The following is a 25,725-nucleotide window of genomic DNA, read 5'->3' on the forward strand; positions in this document are numbered from 1 at the left end:
ATGAGCTGTTGCAGACACCAGCATATCAGCGGAGTGACAGTCCGTCTGCACGTTGGAACAAGTCTGCACTTATAACCGTGGAATACTCGGCACTTGCAAATTCTTTTCATATCAGCAACAAGAGTTCCGACAGATCGGTGCTTGCTACTCAGAAGTATGGCTCTCACAAGATGAACGCTTATGACATCTTGGAGCATATCATGAACCTTCAGGAGCCGAAGATCTATAAGGCTATCGAAGTACCTGACGGATTGGGCGATACAAAGGAAAAACGTGTAGTTGATATAGATGCTACCCGTGTAGTACAGCGTAAGGCTGAAGATATTCGCAAGGCTTTCAAGGCTTGGATCTTCAAAGATTCCGTTCGACGTGAAGCTATTGTGGAGCGTTACAATGAGCTGTTCAACAGTATTCGTCCCCGTGAGTATGACGGTTCTGCACTTGCTTTCCCTATGATGACAACGGATATTAAACTCCACGATCATCAGAAGAACGCTATTGCACACGCTATGTTTGGCGGTAATACGTTGTTTGCTCACTGCGTTGGTGCCGGCAAGAGCTATGAGATGATAGCGGCAGCGATGGAGAGCAAAAGGCTTGGTCTTTGCACAAAATCGCTGTTTGCCGTTCCAAATCACCTGACTGAACAGATCGGTGACGATTTTCAGAAGCTCTATCCGGGTGCGAATATCCTTGTCGCTACCAAAAAGGACTTTCAGAAAGCGAACCGACAGCAGTTATTCGCTAAGATCGCTACGGGCAACTATGATGCGGTTATTATCGGTCACTCTCAGCTCGGTATGATACCTGTTTCAAAGGAACGTCAGGTTATGACTATTCAGGCTCAGATCGATGATATTCTGCGTGGTATTGAAGAACTTAAAAAGAGCGAAGGCTCAAAGTTTCAGATCAAAGCTATGGAACGCAGCCGTAAGAGCTTGCAGAAACAGCTTGATAAACTACAAAAGGTCAATCAGGATAATACCCTGACCTTTGAACAGCTCGGTGTGGACAGGCTTTTCATTGACGAGGCTCATGAGTTCAAGAATTTGTTCGTAAGCACAAAATTGCAGAATGTAGCCGGAATTTCAAATTCAGCTTCACAAAAGGCTCTTGACCTTTTCCTCAAATGCCGTTATCTCGATGAAAAGACTGACGGTAAGGGCGTAATTTTCGCAACAGGCACACCTCTGAGCAATTCCATTACAGAGCTGCACACTATGATGCGATACCTCGAATACGACTTTTTGAGCGATCACGGTTTACAGCACTTCGACAACTGGGTTGCGGTGTTCGGTGAGCAAAAGACAGACTGGGAGTTAAAGCCTGCGGGCAACGGTTTCAAGGAACGTACCCGTATTGCAAACTACACAGGTCTGCCGGAGCTTATGAGTATGTTCAAGCAGGTCGCTGACATTCGTACAGCAGATACGCTGAAACTTGATGTTCCTGACTGCGATTATCAGGTAGTCAATGTTGATGCTACTCCTTTTCAGCAGGAGCTTGTCCAGGAGCTTTCCGACAGAGCTGATGCTATAAACAGTGGAAACGTCGATCCTACAATCGACAATATGCTCAAGATAACCTCGGACGGACGTAAACTCGGACTCGATCCCCGTCTTATTGATCCGTTATTTGAGGACAATCCCGAAACAAAGCTGAATAAATGCGTGGAGAACGTAGCCCGTATCCACGCTGAAACGGCTGAAGACAAGCTCACTCAGATCATTTTCTGCGATTTGGGTGTACCGCACAAATCATCAGGTGAAACAACTGTTGAAGGCGAAGATGCCGATGATGCTAAAGATAAGAAGTCTATCGCTGAGGTCGAATCCCTTGAAGAAGAATGCGACTTCTGCGTTTACGACGATATTCGTGACAAACTTATTGCCAAAGGTATTCCTGCTGAGGAGATTGCCTATATTCATGATGCCAAGACAGAAAAGCAGAAATCTGACCTCTTTGATAATATCAACAGCAATTATGGAAGGTTCAATAGTTGTTTTTTATGCCCCCGATCATTCGAGGGCATTTCTTTTATTGGTCAGCGGCTTGTCAATCAGCTTGTAAAAGACGTGGATCGTTCTCGGAAGGTTGCGGTGTCCTGGGTGAGCATCGACCTTGATGTACTCAATAAGCTCCAGTGCCATCTCACGGGTGAGCTTCTGCGCTCCTGCGTAGCTTTTCATACGGCAGATATACTCGTCAACGTCACGCTCGTCCTGCCGTGTTGCTTCGGAACGCTTTCTCATCTCGTCCTGTTCAGCGGTCAGCTTATCTTTTTCAGTCTGATACTTTTCAAGAAGTCCGATACATACCTTTTCGGGGACTTTGCCTGCGACCTTATCTTCATACACGTTCTGAATAAGCCCGTCAAGCTCGTCGATACGCTTTACTATATCGCGCTGCCTTTTCTTATCCGAGCTGTCCTGCACGGCGTATTCGCCCTGCTTGTAAGCGAGGAGCTTTGCCTTTACGTCAGGCTCATTCATAACGAAGTCAATCTGGTGCTGTATGTCCTGAAGCACAAGGCTCTCTATCAGTTCAAGCCTTATCGTGTGCGATGAACAATACTCTTTCCCGAAACGGCTGTACTTACCGCAAGTGTAGCAAGGCTTTGTCTTACAGTGAATATTGCTGTTCTGCTTCATCTTAGAACCGCAGTCCGAGCAATAACACAGCCCCGATAACGGCATTGTTATACCGTTCTTGGAGGACTTGCCGTTGCTTACCGAATCATCGACTTCACGAACCTTGTCCCATAGCTCCTGCGAGATGATCGCTTCATGGTTATTCTCAGTGATCGCCCAATCATTTTCGTCACGGCGGACGGTCTTATGATTCTTATAGCTCACGGTTGTCGTGCGGAGCTGAATCAGGTGTCCGAGATATATGGGATTGCGAAGTATACGCTTTACCGCAGACACTCCCCAAAGGTGAGAAGTACAGTAAGGATTCGGCTTTCCGATAGTGTGGTAATAGTAGTCGGACGGTACAAGGATATGCTCAGAGTTGAGAATATCAACTATACGCTTTACATTGTAGCCTGCCGCCCTCATTTCAAAAATACGGCGGACGATCTCCGAGGAATACGGATCAACGATAGGCGTACAATTCTTATCCGTGCCTTTGATATATCCGTAAGGCGGATAGTTCGTCTTATACTTTCCCGACTTTGCATTAGCTTCAAATACTGCTCTCAGCTTCTTTGAAGTATTGGCTGCGTGCCATTCATTGAAAACATTCATGATCGGCATCATATCCATTGAAGCACTGTCCGACTTTGCCGTGTCGATATTATCGTTCAGGGCAATGAAGCGGATATTGTACATCGGGAATATGTAATCCGTGTACTGACCGACCTGAATATAGTTTCTTCCGAAACGTGAGAGGTCTTTACAGATGATAAGATTGATCTTGCCGTTTTTCGCATCGTCAAGCAATCTCTGAACGCCCGGACGTTCAAACGTAGTTCCTGAAATGCCGTCATCGACATACTCGTCATACAGCGTCCACCCGTGCTGGTCCTCAATGTATTTCGTCAGAATGGTTCTCTGGTTTTCGATAGAAAGGGATTCTCCCACACGCTCATCATCGCGGGACAAGCGGAGGTACATTCCCACTTTGTATTCGGTCTGCTTTGGTATCATCATAAACTCCTTTCCTGCCATATCCAAAGCAGCCTTTTCCAATATGAGTCTATTATAGCGCGCCATATCGGAAAAAGCAATAGCATTTGAGAAAAAAATTTACTCCGTATCAAAGCAAGGTACACGATGTAACATTTCATTGACTACACGGCTGAACGCATAGTCCATCATCACATCGTTAATATCCCTTTGACCTATAAAGTGACTGACCACTTTATGCTGAACACCTTCTACATCGTAGGTGTTAGTGTGAGTCGGACAATCCTTGTAAAGCTCATCCATCTCCTGCATTGTTTTTACGCCTGCCTTCTCTCTATCTACGGCAGTTGTGTTGTTTGTCGTTCTGCATTATCCTTTCCGACAGCTCGTTCCATTTTCAAACTTCCTGCTGTCTATGTTCTGAAAAATCTTTGCCCCTGTCTATGGGGAATTGCATATCAGTCGTTGTCCTCATCGTCGCTATCCTCATGATCGTAGAACGTCATCTGATCCTCATGAACAGAGGCAGAGCCGTGAGCTGTGCTTTTCTTATCGCAGAGATCATAAAGATCGTTCTCAGAGACACCGCTTGCCTTGAGCATCTCAGCCTGGTCATGTTCCTGTCTGATAATATCAAGCAGTTCACGCTCCTCACAGTTGAACTGTTCGAGAAGTGCATTGTAACGCAGACGGCTGTTCTCCTCCATGAGCTTCTTGCGCTTTTCGGTATCACGCTTGATGTTCTTGGTGAGCTGTTCGATCTTGCGATCGTTCTCAGCAATCTTTTCGATATTCATCACTATGGTTATCACCTCGCTTCCTGTTATGGATTATTCCGTTCCTCCATTTTCTATCCCAATTATAGCGCGCAATCCTATTAAAAATCTACTGGCATACCAGACAAACTTTTTTTCACGGAGCTTCGATTTGTTCCCACGGAAAAATCAACCCTACCCGTTCTTACCCCCGTCGCACCCCCGTAAAATCCGAGTATTGCCAACTGTCATTTTGACGAATGGCAGAAATTCACTTCATTGACTTTTTAAGAATTTTCCAGTATAGTAATCATAAGGACGGCGGCAGAGCGATCAGACACAGAGAAATATAGTCGCTGACGCTCCAATTCCTCACATGAAAGTGAGGAAAATATACAGAGCCGACAGGCTCAGATGAAACATAGCCCCACAGGGGCTAACTCAATTAGCAAGCACGGCATAGCTGCACTACAAATCCGAGATTTGAGTACATCAATGCACTGCTTGTTAGAGGGCTGCCGCCCCTAAAACCCCGCAATTATAGAAACGAAAGGATCGTAGAAAACATGAGCAACAAAACAAGACGAACACACAGTATTCAGGTCAGGTTGAGTGACGATGAATACGAAGCGTTCAACCGCAAGTTCAATGCAAGCGGAATGAAGTCTCGGAGCGACTTCTTCCGGCACATGATCTTCAAGGGCTACATCGTAAAGTTTAACGATTTTGAGATGAAAGAACTGCTGAGACTTGCAAGAACGATCTCCAACAACTGCAATCAGGTTGCTGTCAGAGCCAACAGCGGCGGAAATGTCTATCCCCAAGATATTGCCGCACTCCGAGAGGAGGTGAATCAGCTCTGGCAACCACTAAGATATTTTCAATCTCAGTTGATGAACTTGCATCACTGAAATATATCGCCAATCCCGAAAAGACAGATAACGGAAGGCTGATTGTTACGCAGGGGTGCAGCTCTGATCCCGAACAGGCTCACCGTGACTATGAAGAAGTACGGGCAAACGGTACAGGCAGAAGCTCTGTCCTTGCCCAGCACTTCATTGTGAGTTTCATGCCTGGGGAGATTATGCCGGAGAGAGCTTTGGAGATCGGTCAGGAGATATGCGAGGAGTTCCTCAAAGGCGAGTATCAGTATTTCATGGCTTGCCATATCGACAAGGAGCATATCCACCTGCATTGTGTTTTCAATAATACCAACTGCATAGACGGGCGAACCTTTGAAACCCATGAGAACCGCAGGACTACAAAGCAGGACAGATCATTTTCAAAACTGCGGAGTATCACGGACGACGCTTGCAGAAAGCATCATCTTTCCGTTATCGCACACCCTGAGATGAGTAAGGGCAAGTGTTATTGGGAATGGGATATGAGCCGTCAGGGACTATCATGGAAAACGAAATTGAAGTTCGCCATAGATCAGGTGGTCAAGCAGAGCGAGGACTTCGATGACTTCCTTACCAAGTGCGCCGAGAACGGAATTCTTGTAGAATACAATCCCGATCACAAGATAGACTTGAAGTTTATGCTTGCCGAGCAGAAAGAACGCAACCCCCGTGCGAAGTTCACGAGGGCGAAAACGCTGGGCTGGTTTTACGAGACTGAGCAGATCAAAAAATGCATCGAACAGTACAAGGGCGCTATGATATATGTGCCGAAATCGAAAATCAGAGTTATCACTCCGAAGGCAGACGAGAACAAGTTTGTCCGTGATGCTATCGACCGAGCAAACATGAAGCTCACAAGCAAGGCTCTGAACATTCTCAGCAAGTATGGATTGACACCCGATGAAGCAAAGAAGGCTGCCGTTCAGACATTCTCACGCAGGACAGTTCTTGCACAGGAGCTTAACCAACTTGCCGATGAGATCAGGGAGCGTGAGGAGCAAGTTGAGATAATCAAAAAACTCAGAGAACTCAGACCTATCTATACAGAGTACAAGTCGCTTACGGGACGGAAAAAGGAAAAATACAGGAAGTCCTATGATGCCTTACTTCAAGAATACCATGAAAACAATCAGAAAATCCTGAAATGGTATCCGTACTCACATACCCCGACCGCAGAAAGGATCGAAAGCCGTATCGAAGAACTGTACGCTGAACGTGCGAAGAAAAATGCCGAGTATAATGCTGCCAAGCAGAAAGCATCCGAGCTGTCGCAGGCATCAGTGGAAATCGAGAACTATCTCCGTCAGGAACAGAGCCGAGATCAGCTGAAGCGTAAGCGGAATGAGCTTGAATGACAATGCACTCTCTGGCGAACGGAAACGCCCCTCAGAGCTGTTCGTGACGGTTACCGAACTGCTTATCCTTATCCTCGGCAATGATGAACTGCCATTCATCGGGGATAATGGGGAGGTCTGCAACATCCCACTTCTTGAACTTTTCGTCATACATATCAGCATTGGCGAGAGAAACAAGATGTCCCACACACCAAGACACGATATATCCGTTGCCCTCAATATATCCGTCCTTCTTTTCGGTTACACCGAGAGCCTTAGCCAGTGCAAAACCTACACTTGCCTTTTCTGCAATCACTAACTGCATACTGAAATCATCCTTTCGTTTTGAAAATAAAAAAGAGCCTCTCGTGTGAGAAGCTCTATGTAAAGTATGCATATTTAAACAATTCCAATAAAATACTCAACAGCAATAGCAACCACAACTACGAGTGCTGAGATGATAAATCCGTGAAGCATTGGTGCAAAGCCTGATTTCTTCATATCCTTGAAGCTTGTGTTAAGCCCGATTGCCGCAAGTGCTGAAATCATAAGAAACTTGCTTACGTCCTTCATTCCCGAAGAAACTGCCACAGGTATTACACCGAAGCTGTTTATAACAGTAAGCGCTAAAAATCCAAGAATAAACCAAGGGATAATTTTTGTAATGCTGAATTTTGCCTTGACTGCCTCGCCGTTTGCTCCGGCTTCCTTGCGTTTAAGATGTGCGTTGATAAGAGCAAAGGTGATAACTGTGGGGATAATTGAAAGTGTACGGGTGAGCTTTACCATTGTGGCAAAATCGCCTGCCGCTTCAGAAAAGGCATATCCTGCCGCAACAACGCTTGATGTATCGTTTACTGCTGTGCCTGCCCATAAACCGTAAGCCATATCGGAAAGTCCCATTGCCTGACCCATAATAGGAAACAGTACAATCATTGCCATATCAAAAAGAAATGTAGCGGACATTGAATAGGCAATATCGCTGTCGTCAGCATCAATAACAGGTGCAATCGCCGCAATAGCCGAACCGCCGCAGATACCTGTTCCTGCCGAAATGAGGTTAGATAATTTCCAGTTGATTTTCAGAGCCTTGCCGACAAAATGTCCGATACCGAAGCAGGTCAGTAGCGTGAACACCATCACGCACAGTGACATTTTTCCAACCTCAAGAACAATGCTGATGTTAAGGCTTGCACCAAGCAGAATAATTGCAAATTTCAGTATCTTCTTCGAGGTGAATTTCAGACCGCCCGAAAAGATTTTGTTTGGTTTCCAGAAGTGATTGATTATCATACCGATGAAAAGTGCTATAACCGACGCACCGATTAAATGAATAGGCAGCAAGCTTTCAATCAGCTTTGCAACCGCTGCTATTGCAAGTGCAAGAGCAAATCCCGGCACTAATTTTACCACGCTTTTTATCTTTTCCATAATGTCCTCCTTGTTTTTTCCTGATGTATTGATTTTACCACAGAAATGTGATAAAATCAAATTATCATTTATTATATGTTGATAAGATAAACTTATCAAGGAGGAAACTATGATTGATACAAGGATTGAAACATTTTTAACGCTGTGCAGAGTGATGAACTACCGTAAAACAGCGGAGCTTTTAAATATGACACAGCCTGCCGTTACACAGCATATCCACTTTCTTGAGGAGCAGTACGGCTGTAAGCTGTTCAGTTACGACCGCAGAACATTGACTATGACCAAAGAGGCTGAACTTCTGCAAAAGTATGCCGAAAATGTCCTGTATCAAGAGAAAAAGCTGAAAGCCGAGCTTAAACACAGTGATGGCGTAAGCCTTTCAATCGGTGCAACAAAAACTATCGGCGAGTATGTTATCGACAAGCATATTTCCGCATTTCTTTCAGTGCCGAAAAACAGTATTTCCGTCAACGTGGAAAACACCGAAACGTTGTTATCGGAATTATCCGCAGGAAAGCTTGATTTTGCACTTATAGAAGGTTATTTCGATAAAAGTAGATACGCTTCAAAGCTTTACAGAAAAGAACCGTTTGTGGGGCTCTGCGGAAAAAATCATCCCTTTGCAAACAAAACTGTTCCGATTGATAAGATATGGATAGAAAATCTTATTCTTCGTGAAGAGGGCAGCGGCACAAGAGATATTCTCGGACAGCTTCTTACAGAATATAATCACTCTTTTGCGGAGTTTGACAGAATTACAACCATCAGCAATTTCGGACTTATTACAAAGCTGTTGGAGAACAACAACTGTATCACATTTGCCTACCGTGCAGTAGGTGAGAATAATGATGCACTTGCTGAATTTTGCATCAAAGGTTGGAATGTTTCCCGTGAATTCAACTATGTTTATCTTGACACTCCATTTTCGGAATATGCGGTAAACTTATTTGAGAATTACAGAGAAAGGAATGCCAGGCAATGAAAAACAGAAGAAATTTAGTGTTAATCAATCATAGGGATACTTCCTTTCATACATTGCAGTTAGCATGAATATCGGAAAAAACTGCTTAGGAATTATCCATAATGACTGTTCACAAAAGTCCGTAATGGAGAAATCCGTGTACTGCTCGGTTCTACGGCGAAAATGGGTACAGGAACTAACGTACAGAAGAAGCTGATTGCTGTCCATGACCTCGATATTCCTTGGCGACCGGCTGATCTGGAGCAACGCGCTGGAAGAATTATCCGTCAGGGCAACGAGAACAAAAAAGTGCAGATATTCCGCTATGTCACCAAAGGTACGTTTGATGCTTATTCGTATCAGACTTTGGAGAACAAGCAGAGGTTTATCTCTCAGATCATGACGAGCAAAACTCCTGCCCGAAAGTGCGAGGACGTTGACCAGCAGGCTCTTACTTACTCCGAAATCAAGGCTCTTTGTACGGGTGATGAGAGAGTAAAGGAAAAGCTGATGCTTGAAAATGACGTTAAGGAGCTGAGGGTTCTCGCAGCAGAGCATAAGAACACGGTTTATGAAATGGAGGATAAGATCAAGGACTTTCCCGAAAAGGAAAAAAAGCTTATGGCTATCCTTGATGATCTGCATACTGACCGTGAAGCTCTCCGCAAACTGCCCATTGATCCCGAAACAAAGCGTCCTGTGTTCAGTATCACTATCGGAGAGACAGTTTATACTGATAAGACAGAAGCAGGCAAAGCGTTTAATGAAGCTCTCGGTAATATAAAGTATGCTGATACGCCTACTAAAATAGGCAGTTTTCAGGGATTTGAGCTTACTGCTACACTTAACAGCAGTATGAACGGTGGCGGACTGACAGCCTGCCTGAAAGGTGCCGCTTCACATACAGCAAAGCTCAATGTTCAAAACATTCCCCGTATTGAGTCTGCACTCTATAACATAGACGGCAGAATTGAGAACGTAAGAGAGAGCCTTGCAAAGCTCAGGCTCGACTTTGCCGAAGCTCAGAAGATCGTAGCAGAGCCTTTTCCTCAGCAGGCAGAGCTTGAAAGCAAAGAAGAACGGCTTGCTACTCTTACCGAGGAGCTTAATCAGGCTGCTATCGAAGCAAAGAAGAATGCTCCGAAGCGTGAGCAGACCTGTTACTTTGAGAGAGCGAAGATGCGTAAAGAAGCGAAGCGTGTAGCTATGCAGAAGCCTAAAGCGCCAAAGGATAAGGCAAAAAACAAGCACCAGGGGCTTGAATAAGCAACTTTGACGCCAGTGGAGTCAAAGTTGCCAAATCATTAAATAGCACTCTCCCGAGTCAAATAAAATAAACTTAGAGAGAGTGCTATTTTTCTTTATAGTCTTTTACAATATGTGATTAATCACTAAAATCCTCTGCCTCGTCATCAGAATCACTTTGTGCTTGTTTATATGATTCTGCTTCAGCCCATGCTTCAGCTGCATCCTGTGCATTTCTCTGACTTTTATATTTATTTCGATGATTTTTTGCCATATCAACTGCAATAGTCCATCCAATAGCTTCAGTCACACCAGCAGCAACACCTGCAGATACAATCCATCCTGCAATTGGGATTAGTTTAATAAGATTTCTTCCGACAAAAGTTGAAGCAGCTGCTGCAATAGCACCTTTTGCAGCTGAATCTGAAATTTCCTGTTCAAAAATCTTACCAAGTGCAAAAACCATAGTAACTTGTGCAGCACTGATAGGAATTGCATCAGCAATGGGAATCGGAATCGCACCACTTGCACCGGCTGCGACCGAAGCAGTATGTATCGCAGCATTACATTGGGTAATTTGCTTTTCAGTCATAAGTTTACCGGCTTCTAATCTCTTGTCTTTAATAGCTTTTTTGTAATTATTAGACATCGCTATACCTCCAATCTGATTGCTTCACTTTTGGCTTTATTTAATGCTGACTTTACTTCATCAGAGTTGGAAACCACTTCCTCAATCTCGCCATCACTTTTGAGTTTTGTGACCTTGTACAATGGTGTATTGTTTAAATAGTGCAGTATCTGAACAATCAAGACAGTGTTCTCTACTAACATCTTTTCATCATCGGAAAAAGTGTTCCAATCACATTTTGAATCAACGAGCGCCTTCATTCTGAGAACAAGAGGTTTATATATCTTATTACACAGTTCAACAGATGCGCGTTTCATATCTGTCGCTGATTTGCTGATTTGGAGCTGCATAGATATCGCATCATTAATAATCAGTTCATTCTTCTGCATTTCATCTTTTGCTTTGTCAGCGTGCTTTTGGGCTACCGAACCAGCATATGCCATTGCTATGCCTTCTACGAGTGCACCTACACCAAGAGAGGCGACATTAAGCACAAGCGTTCCAAGTGCTATTCCTCCTCCGCCAGCGGCAATTGATCCTCCACCGAGTGCAGCTAAAGCTGCTTTGGTAGCTGCGGCACCAGAAAGCTCCGCAATTTTAGTGCCTGTCGATGCCGTTCCTAAAGCCATTACCGCCGCAGTAGTACCGCTAGTAGCGGCTGCTGCCAATGCCGATCCACCTATAGCTCCAACAGTTGCACCGAGAAAATCCGCAGCGACAATAGAGACATTTTTAATTTCATTGAAATCAAACTCAGGAAAATCAACGCTTTCCTCTCGTGTAAATTCAGGTTTATTATGAATACGCTCAAAGGCTTTAATAAATACTGAGAAATTCTTTGTGATGACCATGCGCTGTTTTCCCAGTTCTTCTAATGTAGAATTGAGCTTGTCAGAAACAGCCTGAAATCTAAGAACATTTCTCTCATTCTGCTCCTGAGTAAACCTATTTGTTGCAGCGGCGTTCATTGAATCAACTAAGCTTTTAGCTGAGAGAGCAATACCGCCCGCGCCACTAATACTACTCAGTGCAATAATAATTGTTGGCAAAACTAACATGGCATCATCTCCTTATTAAAACTTTAATACCCACGAACGATCTTTCATTTTCTCATTTAATGAGCCAGTACCCCACGGTAAATCTAACTCAAGATCAGCTTGAGCTTTCTTCAGAAGGCGATTGACCTCAGCATCGCTACCTACACTCTGTAATTGTATAGAAAGCGAATATGCGTAATCAGTTGCTTTTAGGAACTCGTGCAAATCCATTTGCTGCAATTTAGCACAGTACTCCTTAAACAAAGCTCCTTGTCGACGTAACTCATCGGTTGTTGCACCGTATATGCAATCAAGAAACTTCCTATATGGATCATTGTCAATATAAAACAAGAACGACACTGTTAGAAGTCCCGTTGCCAGCGTGCCACAGAAAGTTGATGCAATTGACTTGATATCAGAAGGGAGTGCAATTTCGGCGAGCTTCAATTCTACATTTTCCTGTACACTCGTTCCGATAATAGCACTCGCACCAGATGCAAGAACTTTTGCTGCCGCCGTCATTCGATCACACAAATAATTCTCCTTGCTATTAAACAGCAAAACATTGATAGACTCAACTATTGATGCCCATGCTTGACGAATGATTTTTACAGTATTTTGCGATGTAGTTAGGAATGTATTTACAAGTGTGGTGGTCAGAGAAGAGATAAAGCCACTAATTACTCCTTCTCCGAATTTAGTGAAGATTTCCCTGTAATTACGCCGAGAATTCTCAAACCAATTAGAAACACCGGTTTTTATGGCGGATAAAACACCAGTGAATGTTCCATCACTAATTTCAACTTGCGCTTTAACCGAGAACCACAATTCGGTCAATAAGAATCCTAATGCTTGTCTAAGCCCCATTTGAATGCCGCGTTTTCCTGCAGCAGTGAAAGCTTCTTTATAAAACTGTCGGCACTTTGGATTACTAAAATCAAAATAATATGCTCTATTAATTTTATCTTCATAGGATGCTTTGGCACGATTATAAGCATCCATCATTCTCTTTTTAACGTCTTCGGGAAGTTCGGGGTGTGCTGCAATATAATCAGGGATTTCATCTGCACCCATCGATTTATTCAAATGCTCATTTGTCCATTGAAGGTTATCTTCCACATCTGCGAGTTCAGCAGTTGATAATCCTGACAGTACTCTACCTCTATCGTCATGGATGCTTTTCGCTGAAATTACATGGTCTAACTCAGCACTTCTGTCAGTTGGATGACCTTTACTTTTTCCAAGAAAACCGAGAGGCTTATCCTCGTATGCATCTTGAACAGTATTGTTATTGTCCTCACCATATAGTTTTCGGGCATCATGCTTTATTCTCTGAAAATTAGTACCAGTTCCCTCTACGTCTTTATGATTATATTCTCCACGATTTTTATATGCAGTATCATTTTTTCTATTTTTATAGGTCATGGGACTTCCATCACCAATTTGTCTCACATTATGAATGGTATCAACATCACCACCATACTGATCTTTTATAAATAAATCTAATCCAAAAGATGATATAAGGCTTCTAAAAATAACACGTTCGTATTCCTTAAATAAGGAGCCAAATATTGATTCTGATCGAGAACAATAGAAATCAGGCTTGATTTCACACGCAAAGTTGTTATTCATAATATCCCCCTATCACTTAGAATTATTATCATATCGAAAAAAACACTTTTCTTTCGCTCATTATACCATATATCAGCTATTCACGTCAAGTATTCTGCTGAATTTATTCGAGTATCTTTGATGATTTTGGTGAAATGTGCACAAGTTATAATGTTGGAATTATTTAATCAACTTTGACCCCAGTGGATTCAAAGTTAAACAGTTATTATAAATTGTTACTGTAAGCTCTATTCTGATTTGTAGGATAATGCTTTCTATTTTTTTACAATCAGTATATACAAAGCATAATATTCCTCGGTGAAAAGAGCGAGAAAAATAGTTGTTTTGCTTGATTTTTTGGTGAAATTGTGGTACAATAATTTATATATATGTTACTCGGACAACGATTTTACCGAAAGGTTTGATAACATGAATAATATTATGGAAATACAAAGAGAAGCAATTATAGAGATAGTCGGTACACAGTATGAAGGTCGAGCAGTAAACCATAATCCTCTGTTTCTTCAGCAAGGTTTTATACTAAGACATCAGAGTGATAATCCACATGACCATAACGCTGTTCTTTTACTTACAGAGGACGGAAAAGAACTTGGTTATCTGCCTAAAGGATATGCATCATTATATGCTCCTGCAATAGATAGCGGTAGATACAGTTTTTCTATTGAAATTGTAAAATCAGAGCCTGATCCAGAAAGACCTATACTCATTGTTAAAATTACTTCTGAACTTAAAAATCATAGTGAGGAAGACATTGAAGCCGATATTCTGAGTTTTGTTCAAAACATTGTTAACGGCTATGCCCAAAGAACAACTGAATATCTTGCATTCATTTATTCTGAAAAAGTTAATGTCGATGAATTATTATTGTCTTTGAATAGCGCTCGTTTAATACAGAAACTTCATTCTTGTTCAAGTGATCTTATTGAAAGCTATGATATAAAGCAGAATTCTGAAAAATACACTCCTATAACCAAGGAGAACTTAACTCCCTTCCTCAGTGATCTGAAAGCTGATGTGAGTGATATTTTGAAGAAAATCCAAAAGGCGTATAACGAGTCACTTGATATTGATGACGAGGACGAATACCATCGGGTTCAGAGTGAAATTCGTGAAAGAAGAAAGAAATTTCGATCGTATGATGAACTCCTAACCTCGTTGCTTGATGCTGCTACAGCTTATGTTAATATCAGCATAAATCCTACTTCTATTCCGGAAAATCATGATCCTGAGCAAACAATAACTGTTATGAAGGAAAATGATACACCAACTTCAAATAATCTTACGATTTCTGAACCACTTCAATCAGCACCGCAAACAGTTGAACATGAACCTGAAACAAATCTTTCCGATAGTCCACAGCTTACAGAACAAGCGTTCTTTGATTGGCTTATATCAGACGGCTGTGTATCCGAATCGTCAGCGAAGCAGTATATATCCAATATACACAGCATAGAAAAACTGTATCAAACTATCTATGGTGTAAAAAGAAGCATTATTGGAGCGAACTCCAGCGATACAGTAGGTTCAATGATAGAGTCACTTATTCAAAGAAATGAGTATATAGATGCAAACGAACGCAGACATAATAGTTTCAGTAACTCTTTAATCAAGTTTATTCAATTTGCCGATATATCAGTTGATGGACTCAAAAGTGCATTGGAAAAGAAGAATTATCAGCCTCCAAGCAGCACGCAGCCATATGTTATCAAAACAGTAGATTTTGATAATCCACAAAACTGCACATATTACAAACCTTGTTCTTTTATATTGAACGAGTTACAGCATTCGGTAGAAAGCTGGCGTGAACTATATACTAAGTTCCTTATTCAGTTATATACTGACAATGCTTATTCTGATTCTTTGAAGACTTTATCCGGCAAATCTTTATATGGACACAGGATTGATTTTGCAGATAAAACCCTTTCACACTATCTACGCCGACCTATAAGAATATCTGCAAATTTCTTTGCTGAAGGAAATTTATCCGCTATTGATATTATAAAGCACATAAAATATTTGATGGACATTTGCTCTATTGATGATGAGCATATGATCATCGAATACACTACACAGGAAAAGATTATCGAGACTATTTTACCTGATGATAGTGATAATGACAATGCAAAGGAATTCCAGCAGCTTACCATAGATTCTATGCCTGAACTGCAAAGTTCACACGATGAATCTAAAGACACAGTTGTTACCGATCATCCTGAAATCAAACCTTCCATTGCCGATAAAGATAGAATATCCAAGGAAAGCTTTATTGAATGGCTTACAAATGTGACGGGCTTAGCTGATGCAACAGCCCAAAGCTATTATTCGTCTGTAACTACATCTGAGCGAATAGCACGGGAACAGAATCTAAAATCACAAAGATTATTATCAGCACAAAGCTATGAGGAAGCAAGAAAAACTTTTGATGAACTTCTTAACTGCGATGCTTTCGTAAAAATGAACATTACTGCTCATAACAGCTTAACAGCAGGAGTTAAGAAGCTTTTAAGCTATATTGGCGCCAAGGAAAACGCTTCAAATCAGGAAAATACCACACCTGAATCAACAAGCATCACTACGGATAATACTGCAGCAACTACACCTTTACATTTTACGCCTGATGCTTCTAAACCTTTCGTTTTACAGGATGTAATTATAGAGATTATGTCAAGTGATGCTCCTGAGATAACTAAATATCACGAACACAAGGGCGGCTTCTCATCGAAAAGTCTCTGTAGCCTGATTAAAGAATATTACAGAAAAAGTTTCAGTCTTTTTGAAATATCAAAGATTTTAATGCTTGACCGATCCTTCCAATCCGTTGGTAAAGGCTGCTATACTCTGAATAAAACAATGCTTTCACATGAAGAAGCTGAACCAGACAATTCAGAACATAATATACCTGAAAAAACAGTACCTGTTGAGACTGAGACTATTCCTAATCAGGATGATTACCCTCCTGTCACACCAGAAGTACAGTGGACAGATACAGAAGCCATCCAAGCAGATGGAAACACAGCAGAAAAATTGACTGCAGCGCCTATTGAGATTGGAACTGCTCCTGATCAGAGTGATTACCCTCCTGTTACACCAGAAGTACAGCGGACAGATGCAGAAGTCATCCAAGTAAATGAGAACGAAACAGAAGATTTGACAATCGAATCAATCATAGAAGTTATTAAGGAAAACAGCGACAATCTGCAATATGAATATGGTTTTGGAGCATATGAAATTAAAACTCTACTGTCTCATAAAGGCATTACTACTGCATCTGAGGATCAGATAGAAGCATTAATGTCCGAATGCTCAGAGCTTCAAGAAATAGAGGACGGATACTATGCACTATCTGAAAATGATAACGAGGACAATACTCATGTAGAGCTTGTTTCACTTATTGAAGATAAGCCTGAAACAATGACCTCAGAAGCGACAATACCTGATACAGTTCCAGTGGAGCCGCAGGAAATCAGTGCAGATTCAATGCACATTGTTCTCAGGCTTAATGGCAACATAATCAGAGCTTACGATTACTCTGATGCATTAAACAAAGTATGTGAGTTTTCAATCAACTGTAAGCCGTTCAGAATGGCTCGTATAGCAGGACAGGCTATACGATTAAATGGAAACAGCGTTTTTTATAGAAAGGCAGTTCCTGTTGACGGCTACAATAAGCTGTCTAACGGCTTACAGATAATAACAATCAACAACCTTCCCGATTTACAAACCATAACAACAGCAGTTCAAAAGTATTGTCATATAGATGATGATATGATTACCATTATAAGCAAGTGAGGAGAATATCAATGGATATAAATGATATCAAAGCTGAACTCGACAAGATGTATAAACAATATAAGAAACAAAAGTCCACTCTAAATGTTACTCAAACTAATGAAGTAGTAATGCTATTAAAGCAATTGTCACAGAACGGCGATGCTAAAGACGTTGCAGAACGGCTTGTTGTTTTTTCAGCAGATGTGTGCGGTCAGTATTTTGATGAGTTGACCAAAGGTTCTATTATTCCACTTAACATAGTTGAGTCGATTATTAATAGTTATATCGGTGCTAATACAGACACAAGTAACGAACGCTTTTATGTTAAAAAGTATGCTACAATGGCTATCAAGGTAATAAACAACTACACCGATTCTTCCTATAATTCTAAGACTATTGCCAAATTAATCACTCTTGTTGCTAATATCGGCTTAAAATCTGATAAAAATATGTCACAGTTTGAAAGAGTTGTCGTTGAAACTAAAGGCAAAATTTATTTTGTAGACTTTAGCTCCATAAACGAAAAAGGTTTAGCAAATGTCAACAAAATTACTGCTGATCTAATTACAAAAGGTAAACTCAAAACTTATTCCGATTTAATTGAAAAATGGTCTATTAAGCACGGACTTTCTTCAGCTCCAGCAAACAATAGTACAGAACCAAACGAAAAAGCAGTGAAAATAGAGGAAGAAATCGTTTCAAATGAAGTTACAGAAGAAGCAAAGCCTGCGAAAGTTCAGGTCACAAACGGCGAAAACGCTGTTTCTCCTATAGTAAACGAAGATACAAATACGACTTCTTCTGTTATAGCCGATAAAACCGGGAATAAAACTTCAAATGTATCAAATGAAGATTCCAAAACAACAAGCGAAAAGCCGATTGCTGAAACAAGTGACAAAGCTAATCCTACTTCAGCTGTTGCGCCTGAAAAACCTCGTCCTGCTAAAAGTTCAGTTCAAATCCTTTATGAGAGACTGAAAAAGGATATGGATAAAGAGCAGGAAGCAATTATTACTGCTTTCACAGATATGATTACTCCTGTTGGAAAAGCATTTGAATCAATTCAGGGCGAAATCAATAAGAGTCGTGAATTAGGGACTGAGAACATCGCATTAAAGAGCCAAATAACAGATTTAGAAGCTCAGTTATCAGAGTATAGATCAAGACTTCAAACTGCTAATCAGTCTTTAATGGCCGCTAAAGCCGAAAATGATGAGTTGAAAAACCAGCTTTCTTCTCTCGAAAGCCAGAACACTGAACTTGACAGCAAGCTTAATGATGCTTATGCCATTAATAGTCGTGAATCCTCTCTTGAAGCAGAAAAGGTACGCTCGGAACTGAAAAAGGCATTTTCATTCTTGTATGAGGACTGGCTTGAATACGAGTTTTCAGATGTCAGTGAGGAAAATTATGAGTCCTTACAAGCAATCATAAAGAAGATTTTCCGTTCTCTTGAGAGAAACGGTATTGATTTTAAGGGGAATAATTAATGAAAAACGGGTCATATTATGGAATTGACTTTGGTACAACAAATACATCTGTCTTCCTATATAACTATGAGCAAGGCAAGGGTTCTATGGGAACGGGATACGGTACTGACGGCAAGGATCTTACTCCATTCAGTTCCTGTATTGCTATATCAAAGACAATAAAGAATGATTTTAAATTTGGTCGTGAAGTCAAGGAAAGAATTAATGAATATGCAGATGATTATCAGATTATCACTTCATTTAAATCACTTCTCGGAACAGACCGTGAGATCGTAGTAAATAACGTAAGATACAATGGAAAAGCTTTAGCATTTCTGTTTTTAAGATATGTTAAAGCGACCGTTGATGCAGTAAGACCTGATTTTAATGAAGCTGTATTCTCTATTCCGGTCGATTTTTCAGCCAAAGCAAGAACAGAACTGTTAGAAGCTGCAGAGGCGGTAGGTATTAAGGTAAAAGGCTTCGTTAGTGAATCCTCCTCTGCATATATTTCTAAAGTCACAGATATAAAGGCTTTTTCAAAGGTCATGGTTATTGACTTCGGTGGAGGTACACTCGATCTGAGTATTCTTAACCTGAAACATAACCAGGTATATGAAGATGCCGTTTATGGTATCAAATTCGGCGGCGATGATATTGATAAGGAGCTTGCTTTACGACTAATGCCTAAGGTATATCCTGATGTTTCCTTTGAAGAGCTTGAATCCCGAAGAAAAGACAAGCTTATGAATGAAGTTGAACGTATGAAGATTGAATTCTCTGAATACGACGATTATACTATGACTTTGGGCGAAGGTTCAAGACCAGTAGACATTGACTACGACACATTTTCTGACATTATCACTCCACTAATAACAGAAAACGTACTTAATTCTATACTGAAAATAATGGAGAAAGCCAATGTCAGCCCCGAAAACATTGATGCTGTTATTCTCGCTGGCGGTTCAAGCAGTTTAAGACCGTTTGCAGATATTATTCTTTCTTTATTTGGTGAAGAAAAAATCATATTTGACGATGAGAACAACAGGTATCAGTGGATGGTTGCTAAGGGAGCTGCTATCACTTCTGCGATAGACTGCGATTTCAGGCTTGGCGATGATATTTGTATTCTGCTAAGTGATGATGAAACATACCCTATCCTGAAGAAAGATATTAATAAGGTTGGTGACAGGAGTAAACCTATTTCTTTCTCTTTGACAACCGATTCCAGCGATGCTCACTTCATCTTTACTGATTCTACTGGTAAAAACCGATATGCAACAATTTCGGTTAATGCCAAGGGCTATGTTGACGAAAAATTTGATTTGTTGGTTGAAATCGGAAAAGATCAGATAGCAAGAGTAATTATAAAGAACGACTATATTGGAAACGGTTATCACGTGAAACACGAAATAAATAAGCTGAGGTTTTATTATGATCTAAAAGATGTTGAGGAATAATTATTATGATTAAATCAAATATAAGTATTGCTTCAAACATATATATCAGAAGCGATCCTGACATCAGAAGGGACAGAAAGTATACTGAGAAAATAACAGGAGCTAAACTGCTTAATGATATACGCAGGCGATATGTTGGATTTGAAGCAATTCCGTTAACACAGGTACAAAATCAAATATTATCGGGAAATCAAACCTGTGCATACGCTAAAGACGGTCAGATGTCTTTTGGTCCGGTAATGATAGATGGTGTTCTTCGTTGGCAAAGCAGATGCGAATACACTGCTTGTCCAGGTTTCAATGGATGCTTTCCGCAAGTAATAACCCGTGAACCAGTAACAGAAGATGATGCTGAAGAAAAGAAGAGCTTACAAGAATTCTTTGAGGCGCTTGGTATCATCATACAGGACGATGTTGTTGTTTTTGAAAGAGACAGAAACACAGCGAAGATAGAAGAAACCCCTAAAGAATACGTCGCTCCTACAGAACAAGCTGTCGAAGAAATAAAGGAAATAAGCAAGCAATACGCAGAAATAACTTCGCCTGATTGCATTGTTTCAGCTCCATTAGACTCACACATCATAATGAATTCAGGTCCAGGTACAGGAAAAACCTATACTATCATTCAGCGTTTGATTTATATTCTTGCAAACAACCTGTGTTCTGCTGATGAAATATATATCCTATGTTATACACGTTCAGCAAAGAAAGTTGTTGAAAGTAAGATAGACGAGGCTGTCATTAACGGTATACTACAGCCTTCTGCTAAAAACATCTGCGTATTGACATTTGACTCCTATGCTACATATTTTTTAATGGCTATGCGCGAGCAAGGTGTTATTACAGAAAACTTTGACAACTATGATTATAACGAAAGAATAATACTTTTTAATAAGCATATAACGCCAGAGGACTTTGAAGGTATAAGTTACTTTATTGTCGATGAGATACAGGATCTTGTAAATGAACGTGCTGAAATGGTACTCAAAATATTAAAGCACTTAAACTGTGGTTATCTGCTTGCCGGAGACCGCTGTCAGTCAATATATGATTACGAAGCAGATAATGATGCAACTCTTGACTCAGTAAAGTTCTATGAACTTGCTGAAAAGCAGTTCCCTGATGATATGCTCAGATATGAAATAACTGTCAATAGAAGACAAGCTCCAGATTTAGCCGAAGAAGCAACAAAGATGCGTAAAGTATTGCTGAGCGAGAGCTTTTTGGAACAGAACAAATACGCAAACAGCATAATATCGCAGTATTCAGGCAAAACAAAGGTTGAACAGTACATAAAAACACTTACTCAGCCTCCAACAGTATCAACAGCCATTCTGTGCAGAAACAATGGTGAAGCAGAATACATAAGCGGATTGTTATGCGAAAAAGGCATAGTTCATACATTGAACAGAGGTGTAAACAATGTTGTTCCTCTTCCACGGTGGATTGCTGACGTTTTCTGGGATTACTGCCGTGATACGATAAGCAAAAGCACCTTTATTGAGAGAATCTCCTTCAGGGCGAATGTGAAATCAGATCCCGAAACGCTTTGGGAACTTTTATGTAAACTTTCAGACTCACAGGATAAAGCTGTAATAAATGTTCCTGCATTGACTACCGCACTTACGATAACTAATAACATCCCAGGTGAGTTTTATGATAATGCTCCTATGCTTACAGTTTCAACTATCCACAAAGCAAAAGGCAGCGAATATGACAGGGTTATCCTCATCGAGTCGGATATAAAGCCTTCTTCTGACAGTGCAGAAGAAGCAAGAGTTCGGTATGTAGCACTTACTCGCCCTAAGTCGCAGTTCATTACTATGAAAAAGAATTCAAAGTATTTTAAGCGAACGATGTCAGGACGAGTTATCGAAACAGGACTTCATAATATGTATAAGACAAACAATCGGTACTGCAAGTGTATAACAGTAGGACTGACTGGAGATATTGATAATAATTCGTTTGTATCCGGCGATTTCGACTCTATACTTGATTTACAGGAATACATCATTCATAATATCAAACTATATGATAAACTTTCTGCAAAGCGTTCATCTGCTACCAGATTGTATGAGATATTTCATAATGGACGCTGCATTGGTTCACTATCTAAGCAGATGATAAGTGAGCTTGATATGGGTGTAAGTTCGACGGATTATAAATTCAATCTGCCTGACAGATTAGAAAACCTTTATGTCAGTGGTATAACCACTGAGGTGCTGAAACAGTTCAGTGCAAATATTCCGATTGAATATCAAAAATCAAGGATATGTTTTGGTATTCAGATAACAGGACTTGCCAAACTTGTATTTGAAAAGAAGTGATTAAATGTCGCATTATTCAGAGTTTTATAATGCAATAGATGATATTGCTGATCATCTCAGGACTGATTTTGTCGGTCCGGTTGAAGATGATGAAGTATTAGAAATGGAAGAACCATTAAGTCGTTATTCGCTCGGAATTCTTTGGGCACAGCCGAAAAGCAAAGACTCTGAACCAGTCGATATAGATCGCTCAATGGAAGAAATGTTTGATGACGAATCAGAAGATAGCGAAGAACCGAAGAACATCAGTGTTTTCAAACCATCTACAATGGGTGTCTCCTTTGCATCGTTTCCGAACAATAGACTGAATATCATATTTAACTATGCTGTTTATCATCATTCTGAAAAGATAATAAACGAAAATGAAAAAGAAATCAGAAAACATTATTACACAAGAGAAGCACGAAAATTTCAGACTGAGATCGTTGTTCCGGATAAAGTATGCAATTCAGTTATTTCCGATAAAGGTAATAGCGATGTTATAGTATATCTTCATGTCAGAAAAATAAACGATGACGGCAGCGAACTTGTAACTGTATCTGTTCTTAATAAGAAGAAAGCAGGAAATGAATTCTTAGAAAGCAATGGAGGTGCATTGTTTCAATGTATTCTCTCTATTAAGAACGATAAGGGCTTCATGCCTGTTTACAGAAGAAATATCCATAAGTCTTTTGAAGAAGAAAAGAATGATATGCTATATGATTCTATAAACAATTATTCTTATGGTCATGGATGCTCATCTGTTCATGTTGAAAAACATGGCATCGTAACCGAAGTAAAGAGTGAATTCATACCGCAATTCAGAATGTTGCAGATGATGCCGAGGTTATTTGACAACTCTGAATACCTTTATATGAATTATTGGAGCAAAGCGGATAGGAACATGGCTTGTCATCAGCTTGATTCCTTTATCATGCAGTATCAAAAATGGTATGACGAATTAAAAAATAGCACAGAACTAATCAAGAAATATCCAGATACAGCTTCCGATTCATTCAAAAAGATCGAACGCTGTATCTCCCGATTGCGTAAAGGCGTTGAAACGCTAAAAACGAATGATAAAGCTTGGGAATCCTTTCTTTATATGAACGAAGCTATGCTCCTGCAGCGTGTTAAAACAAAGCATTGCTCACCTGATATTGTAAGCTGGTATCCTTTCCAGATGGCTTATATCCTGCAAATCATTCCTGATATCGTAGATAATGATTCTGAATTTCATAAAGATGTTGACCTTCTGTGGTTTCCTACCGGCGGTGGTAAGACAGAAGCTTATCTCGGTCTTTCCGCTTTCTCTATCTTCTTTAGAAGGCTTAGTAGCAATAAGGACGATATAAACGGCGTAACCATTATCATGAGGTATACGCTAAGACTTCTTACGCTACAGCAGTTTGAAAGAGCTACAGCTCTTGTATGTGCTTGTGAGCATATGCGAAAGAAGTACGGTATACCAGGCAACGAGATCTCTATCGGATTATGGATAGGTTCGGGTATGACACCAAATCATATTGAAGATGCCACTGAAACCTTAAAGAAAATCCGTGAAGATTCGACAGCAACTATTTACGAAGCAAATCCTATGCAGATCACCAGATGCCCCTGGTGCGGAGCAGAGATCGGTGTAGGTGGTTATAAAGTCAGCAACGGCAGTATGAATATTTCCTGCTGTAATAACCATGAATGCGAATTTCATACCCATTTACCGATTTATGTAGTAGATGATGATATCTATCGTATTGCCCCGACATTCGTTCTTAGCACAGTTGATAAATTTGCAAGAATAACATGGGAAGAACAAGCAGGCAATCTACTCGGTGCAAACGGCTGTAGACCACCTGAGCTTATCATCCAAGATGAACTTCACCTTATTTCCGGGCCGCTTGGCTCAATCACCGGAATATATGAAATGGCAATCGAAAATATTTGCAAGCATTACGGTAAAGTTCCAAAAATTATAGCCTCTACAGCAACTGTAAAGAATGCGGATAATCAGATCAAGATCCTTTATAACAGGAAGATGATACAATTTCCTCCGAACGGTTTGTTACATACCGATTCATTCTTTGCCATAGAAGCCGATTTGTCAAAGCGTCCTGCAAGAACATATCTTGGTATATGTTCTATTGGCTCAGGAACGTCGGAAATGCTTATAAAAACATTTGCTTTGCTAACCTTTATGAAGCATTTGTACAGGTTACAGGGAAAACCAACCGATGTTGTCGATCAGTTCTACACATATGTAGGCTATTTCAACACGCTTAAAGAGCTTGGCTCAAATTCAATTATCATATCAGACCGTATATCAGCAGAAATCAAGTATCTTGCGACTTACAAATTCAAAAAAGAAGCTGAAAGTGTCAATATGAAAATTGACTGTGCAAATGCCGATATACCTTCATATTTCCGAAACAACGAGCTTACAAGCCGTAATTCAGCAAAGGAAATCAAAGCTGTCCTCGAAAGGCTTGCCAATAAATACACCAGCGAGGATTGTTTCGACTACATCATGGCTTCCAATATGCTGTCTGTCGGTATAGATATTGACAGACTCGGAGTTATGTGCGTTTACGGTCAGCCAAAATCCAATTCAGAGTACATTCAGGCTACCAGCCGTGTAGGAAGAACTAATCCCGGTCTTGTTATATCCATTTACAACAGTATGAGGTCAAGAGATAAGTCTTACTATGAGCAGTTTTGTTACTATCACAGTACATTTTATAAATATGTTGAAGCTACAAGTGTTACCTCATATTCTCCCCGTGCTATTGAAAAAGCTCTGCATTGCGCTATGATGGCTATCATCAGGCATACTATACCTCGATACAATCCCAATGAGAATGCCTGTAAATTCCTTAGAAATGATAGAGATGTCGAACTTGTAAAACAAAGTATATTGAAAAGAGTCAATGACATTGAGCCTCGCATTAAGGAATATGCAGAAGAATGGCTGAATTATTACTTGGATTGCTGGAAGGAGCTTGCAGACAGTCTCCCTGATAAGTTAGTGTTTTCAGATTATCATAACGAAGATAGAGCTCTATTTCGTAGTGCAGACAATCAAAACGGTTCAGATATTCCGACTATACTCAATTCTGTAAGAAATGTTGAACCTGCTGCCAATATTTATTTTATAAAGAGATAGGAGGT

The 25,725-nt window shown here is 40.5% G+C and carries 15 protein-coding genes and 2 pseudogenes; 10 read left to right on the top strand and 7 right to left on the bottom strand.

What is annotated here, in order from left to right; translation table 11 throughout:
* Nucleotides 1–917: 917 nt before the first annotated feature.
* Nucleotides 918–1,601: pseudogene (locus RF007C_RS18190) on the top strand (SNF2-related protein); the annotation flags it as partial.
* Between the two features lie 417 nt (nt 1,602–2,018).
* Here the strand turns inward: RF007C_RS18190 and RF007C_RS16945 are convergent.
* Both RF007C_RS16945 and RF007C_RS06585 read right to left on the bottom strand, forming a co-directional pair.
* A complete protein-coding gene (locus tag RF007C_RS16945) occupies nt 2,019–3,650 on the bottom strand; it encodes a recombinase family protein (RefSeq protein WP_082316719.1) in 1,632 nt (543 codons plus the stop codon).
* Nucleotides 3,651–4,087: 437 nt separating this feature from the next.
* The gene (locus tag RF007C_RS06585) at nt 4,088–4,426 is read right to left on the bottom strand and encodes a hypothetical protein (RefSeq protein WP_037298459.1); all 339 of its coding nucleotides are present in this window, start codon (nt 4,424–4,426) and stop codon (nt 4,088–4,090) included.
* 524 nt (nt 4,427–4,950) lie between these two features.
* On the opposite strand from RF007C_RS06585, the gene RF007C_RS06590 reads away from it, so the two are divergent.
* Nucleotides 4,951–5,295 carry a plasmid mobilization protein gene (locus tag RF007C_RS06590; protein ID WP_037298461.1) on the top strand — a complete coding sequence of 115 codons (345 nt, stop codon included), beginning with the start codon at nt 4,951–4,953 and terminating at the stop codon, nt 5,293–5,295.
* A 5-nt stretch (nt 5,296–5,300) separates the two neighbouring features.
* Nucleotides 5,301–6,641, top strand: coding sequence for a relaxase/mobilization nuclease domain-containing protein (locus tag RF007C_RS06595; RefSeq protein WP_242836281.1), 1,341 nt, complete (start codon nt 5,301–5,303; stop codon nt 6,639–6,641).
* A gap of 55 nt (nt 6,642–6,696) precedes the next feature.
* On the opposite strand, the pseudogene RF007C_RS06600 reads toward RF007C_RS06595, so the two are convergent.
* Nucleotides 6,697–6,945, bottom strand: a pseudogene (locus RF007C_RS06600) (DNA topoisomerase III); the annotation flags it as partial.
* Between the two features lie 74 nt (nt 6,946–7,019).
* Nucleotides 7,020–8,051, bottom strand: a complete 1,032-nt coding sequence (locus RF007C_RS06605) for a YeiH family protein (RefSeq protein WP_031561569.1) — start codon at nt 8,049–8,051, stop codon at nt 7,020–7,022.
* Nucleotides 8,052–8,160: 109 nt separating this feature from the next.
* Between RF007C_RS06605 and RF007C_RS06610 the strand changes: the two genes are divergently transcribed.
* Nucleotides 8,161–9,033, top strand: a complete 873-nt coding sequence (locus RF007C_RS06610) for a LysR family transcriptional regulator (protein WP_037298468.1) — start codon at nt 8,161–8,163, stop codon at nt 9,031–9,033.
* Nucleotides 9,034–9,138: 105 nt separating this feature from the next.
* Nucleotides 9,139–10,278, top strand: coding sequence for a helicase-related protein (locus RF007C_RS06615; protein WP_152537156.1), 1,140 nt, complete (start codon nt 9,139–9,141; stop codon nt 10,276–10,278).
* Between the two features lie 118 nt (nt 10,279–10,396).
* Here RF007C_RS06615 and RF007C_RS06620 read toward each other — a convergent pair whose 3' ends face one another.
* Genes RF007C_RS06620 through RF007C_RS06630 form a run of 3 tightly spaced genes read right to left on the bottom strand, consistent with a single transcriptional unit; the run spans nt 10,397 to nt 13,554 of the window.
* Complete coding sequence (locus tag RF007C_RS06620) at nt 10,397–10,906, bottom strand: hypothetical protein (RefSeq protein WP_051456571.1); 510 nt, start codon at nt 10,904–10,906, stop codon at nt 10,397–10,399.
* Between the two features lie 2 nt (nt 10,907–10,908).
* On the bottom strand, nt 10,909–11,943 hold the full coding sequence (locus RF007C_RS06625; RefSeq protein ID WP_051456572.1) for a hypothetical protein: 1,035 nt from the start codon (nt 11,941–11,943) through the stop codon (nt 10,909–10,911).
* Nucleotides 11,944–11,958: 15 nt separating this feature from the next.
* Nucleotides 11,959–13,554, bottom strand: coding sequence for a hypothetical protein (locus RF007C_RS06630; protein ID WP_028514518.1), 1,596 nt, complete (start codon nt 13,552–13,554; stop codon nt 11,959–11,961).
* Nucleotides 13,555–13,962: 408 nt separating this feature from the next.
* On the opposite strand from RF007C_RS06630, the gene RF007C_RS06635 reads away from it, so the two are divergent.
* From RF007C_RS06635 to RF007C_RS16420, 5 genes are read left to right on the top strand one after another with little or no spacing between them, the layout of a single operon-like run.
* Nucleotides 13,963–17,343, top strand: coding sequence for an HIRAN domain-containing protein (locus RF007C_RS06635; protein WP_028514517.1), 3,381 nt, complete (start codon nt 13,963–13,965; stop codon nt 17,341–17,343).
* An 11-nt stretch (nt 17,344–17,354) separates the two neighbouring features.
* Nucleotides 17,355–18,815, top strand: coding sequence for a hypothetical protein (locus RF007C_RS06640; RefSeq protein WP_028514516.1), 1,461 nt, complete (start codon nt 17,355–17,357; stop codon nt 18,813–18,815).
* Complete coding sequence (locus RF007C_RS06645) at nt 18,815–20,254, top strand: Hsp70 family protein (RefSeq protein WP_028514515.1); 1,440 nt, start codon at nt 18,815–18,817, stop codon at nt 20,252–20,254. The genes RF007C_RS06640 and RF007C_RS06645 overlap by 1 nt, the downstream gene beginning before the upstream one ends.
* A 5-nt stretch (nt 20,255–20,259) precedes the next feature.
* Nucleotides 20,260–22,581, top strand: coding sequence for a UvrD-helicase domain-containing protein (locus RF007C_RS06650; protein WP_028514514.1), 2,322 nt, complete (start codon nt 20,260–20,262; stop codon nt 22,579–22,581).
* Between the two features lie 4 nt (nt 22,582–22,585).
* Entirely contained in the window at nt 22,586–25,720 is a 3,135-nt protein-coding gene (locus RF007C_RS16420) for a helicase-related protein (RefSeq protein WP_028514513.1), read from the top strand.
* The last annotated feature ends 5 nt before the right edge of the window (nt 25,721–25,725 follow it).

It is taken from the genome of Ruminococcus flavefaciens 007c, from assembly GCF_000571935.1.
In the GTDB taxonomy this organism is placed as follows: domain Bacteria; phylum Bacillota; class Clostridia; order Oscillospirales; family Ruminococcaceae; genus Ruminococcus; species Ruminococcus flavefaciens_F.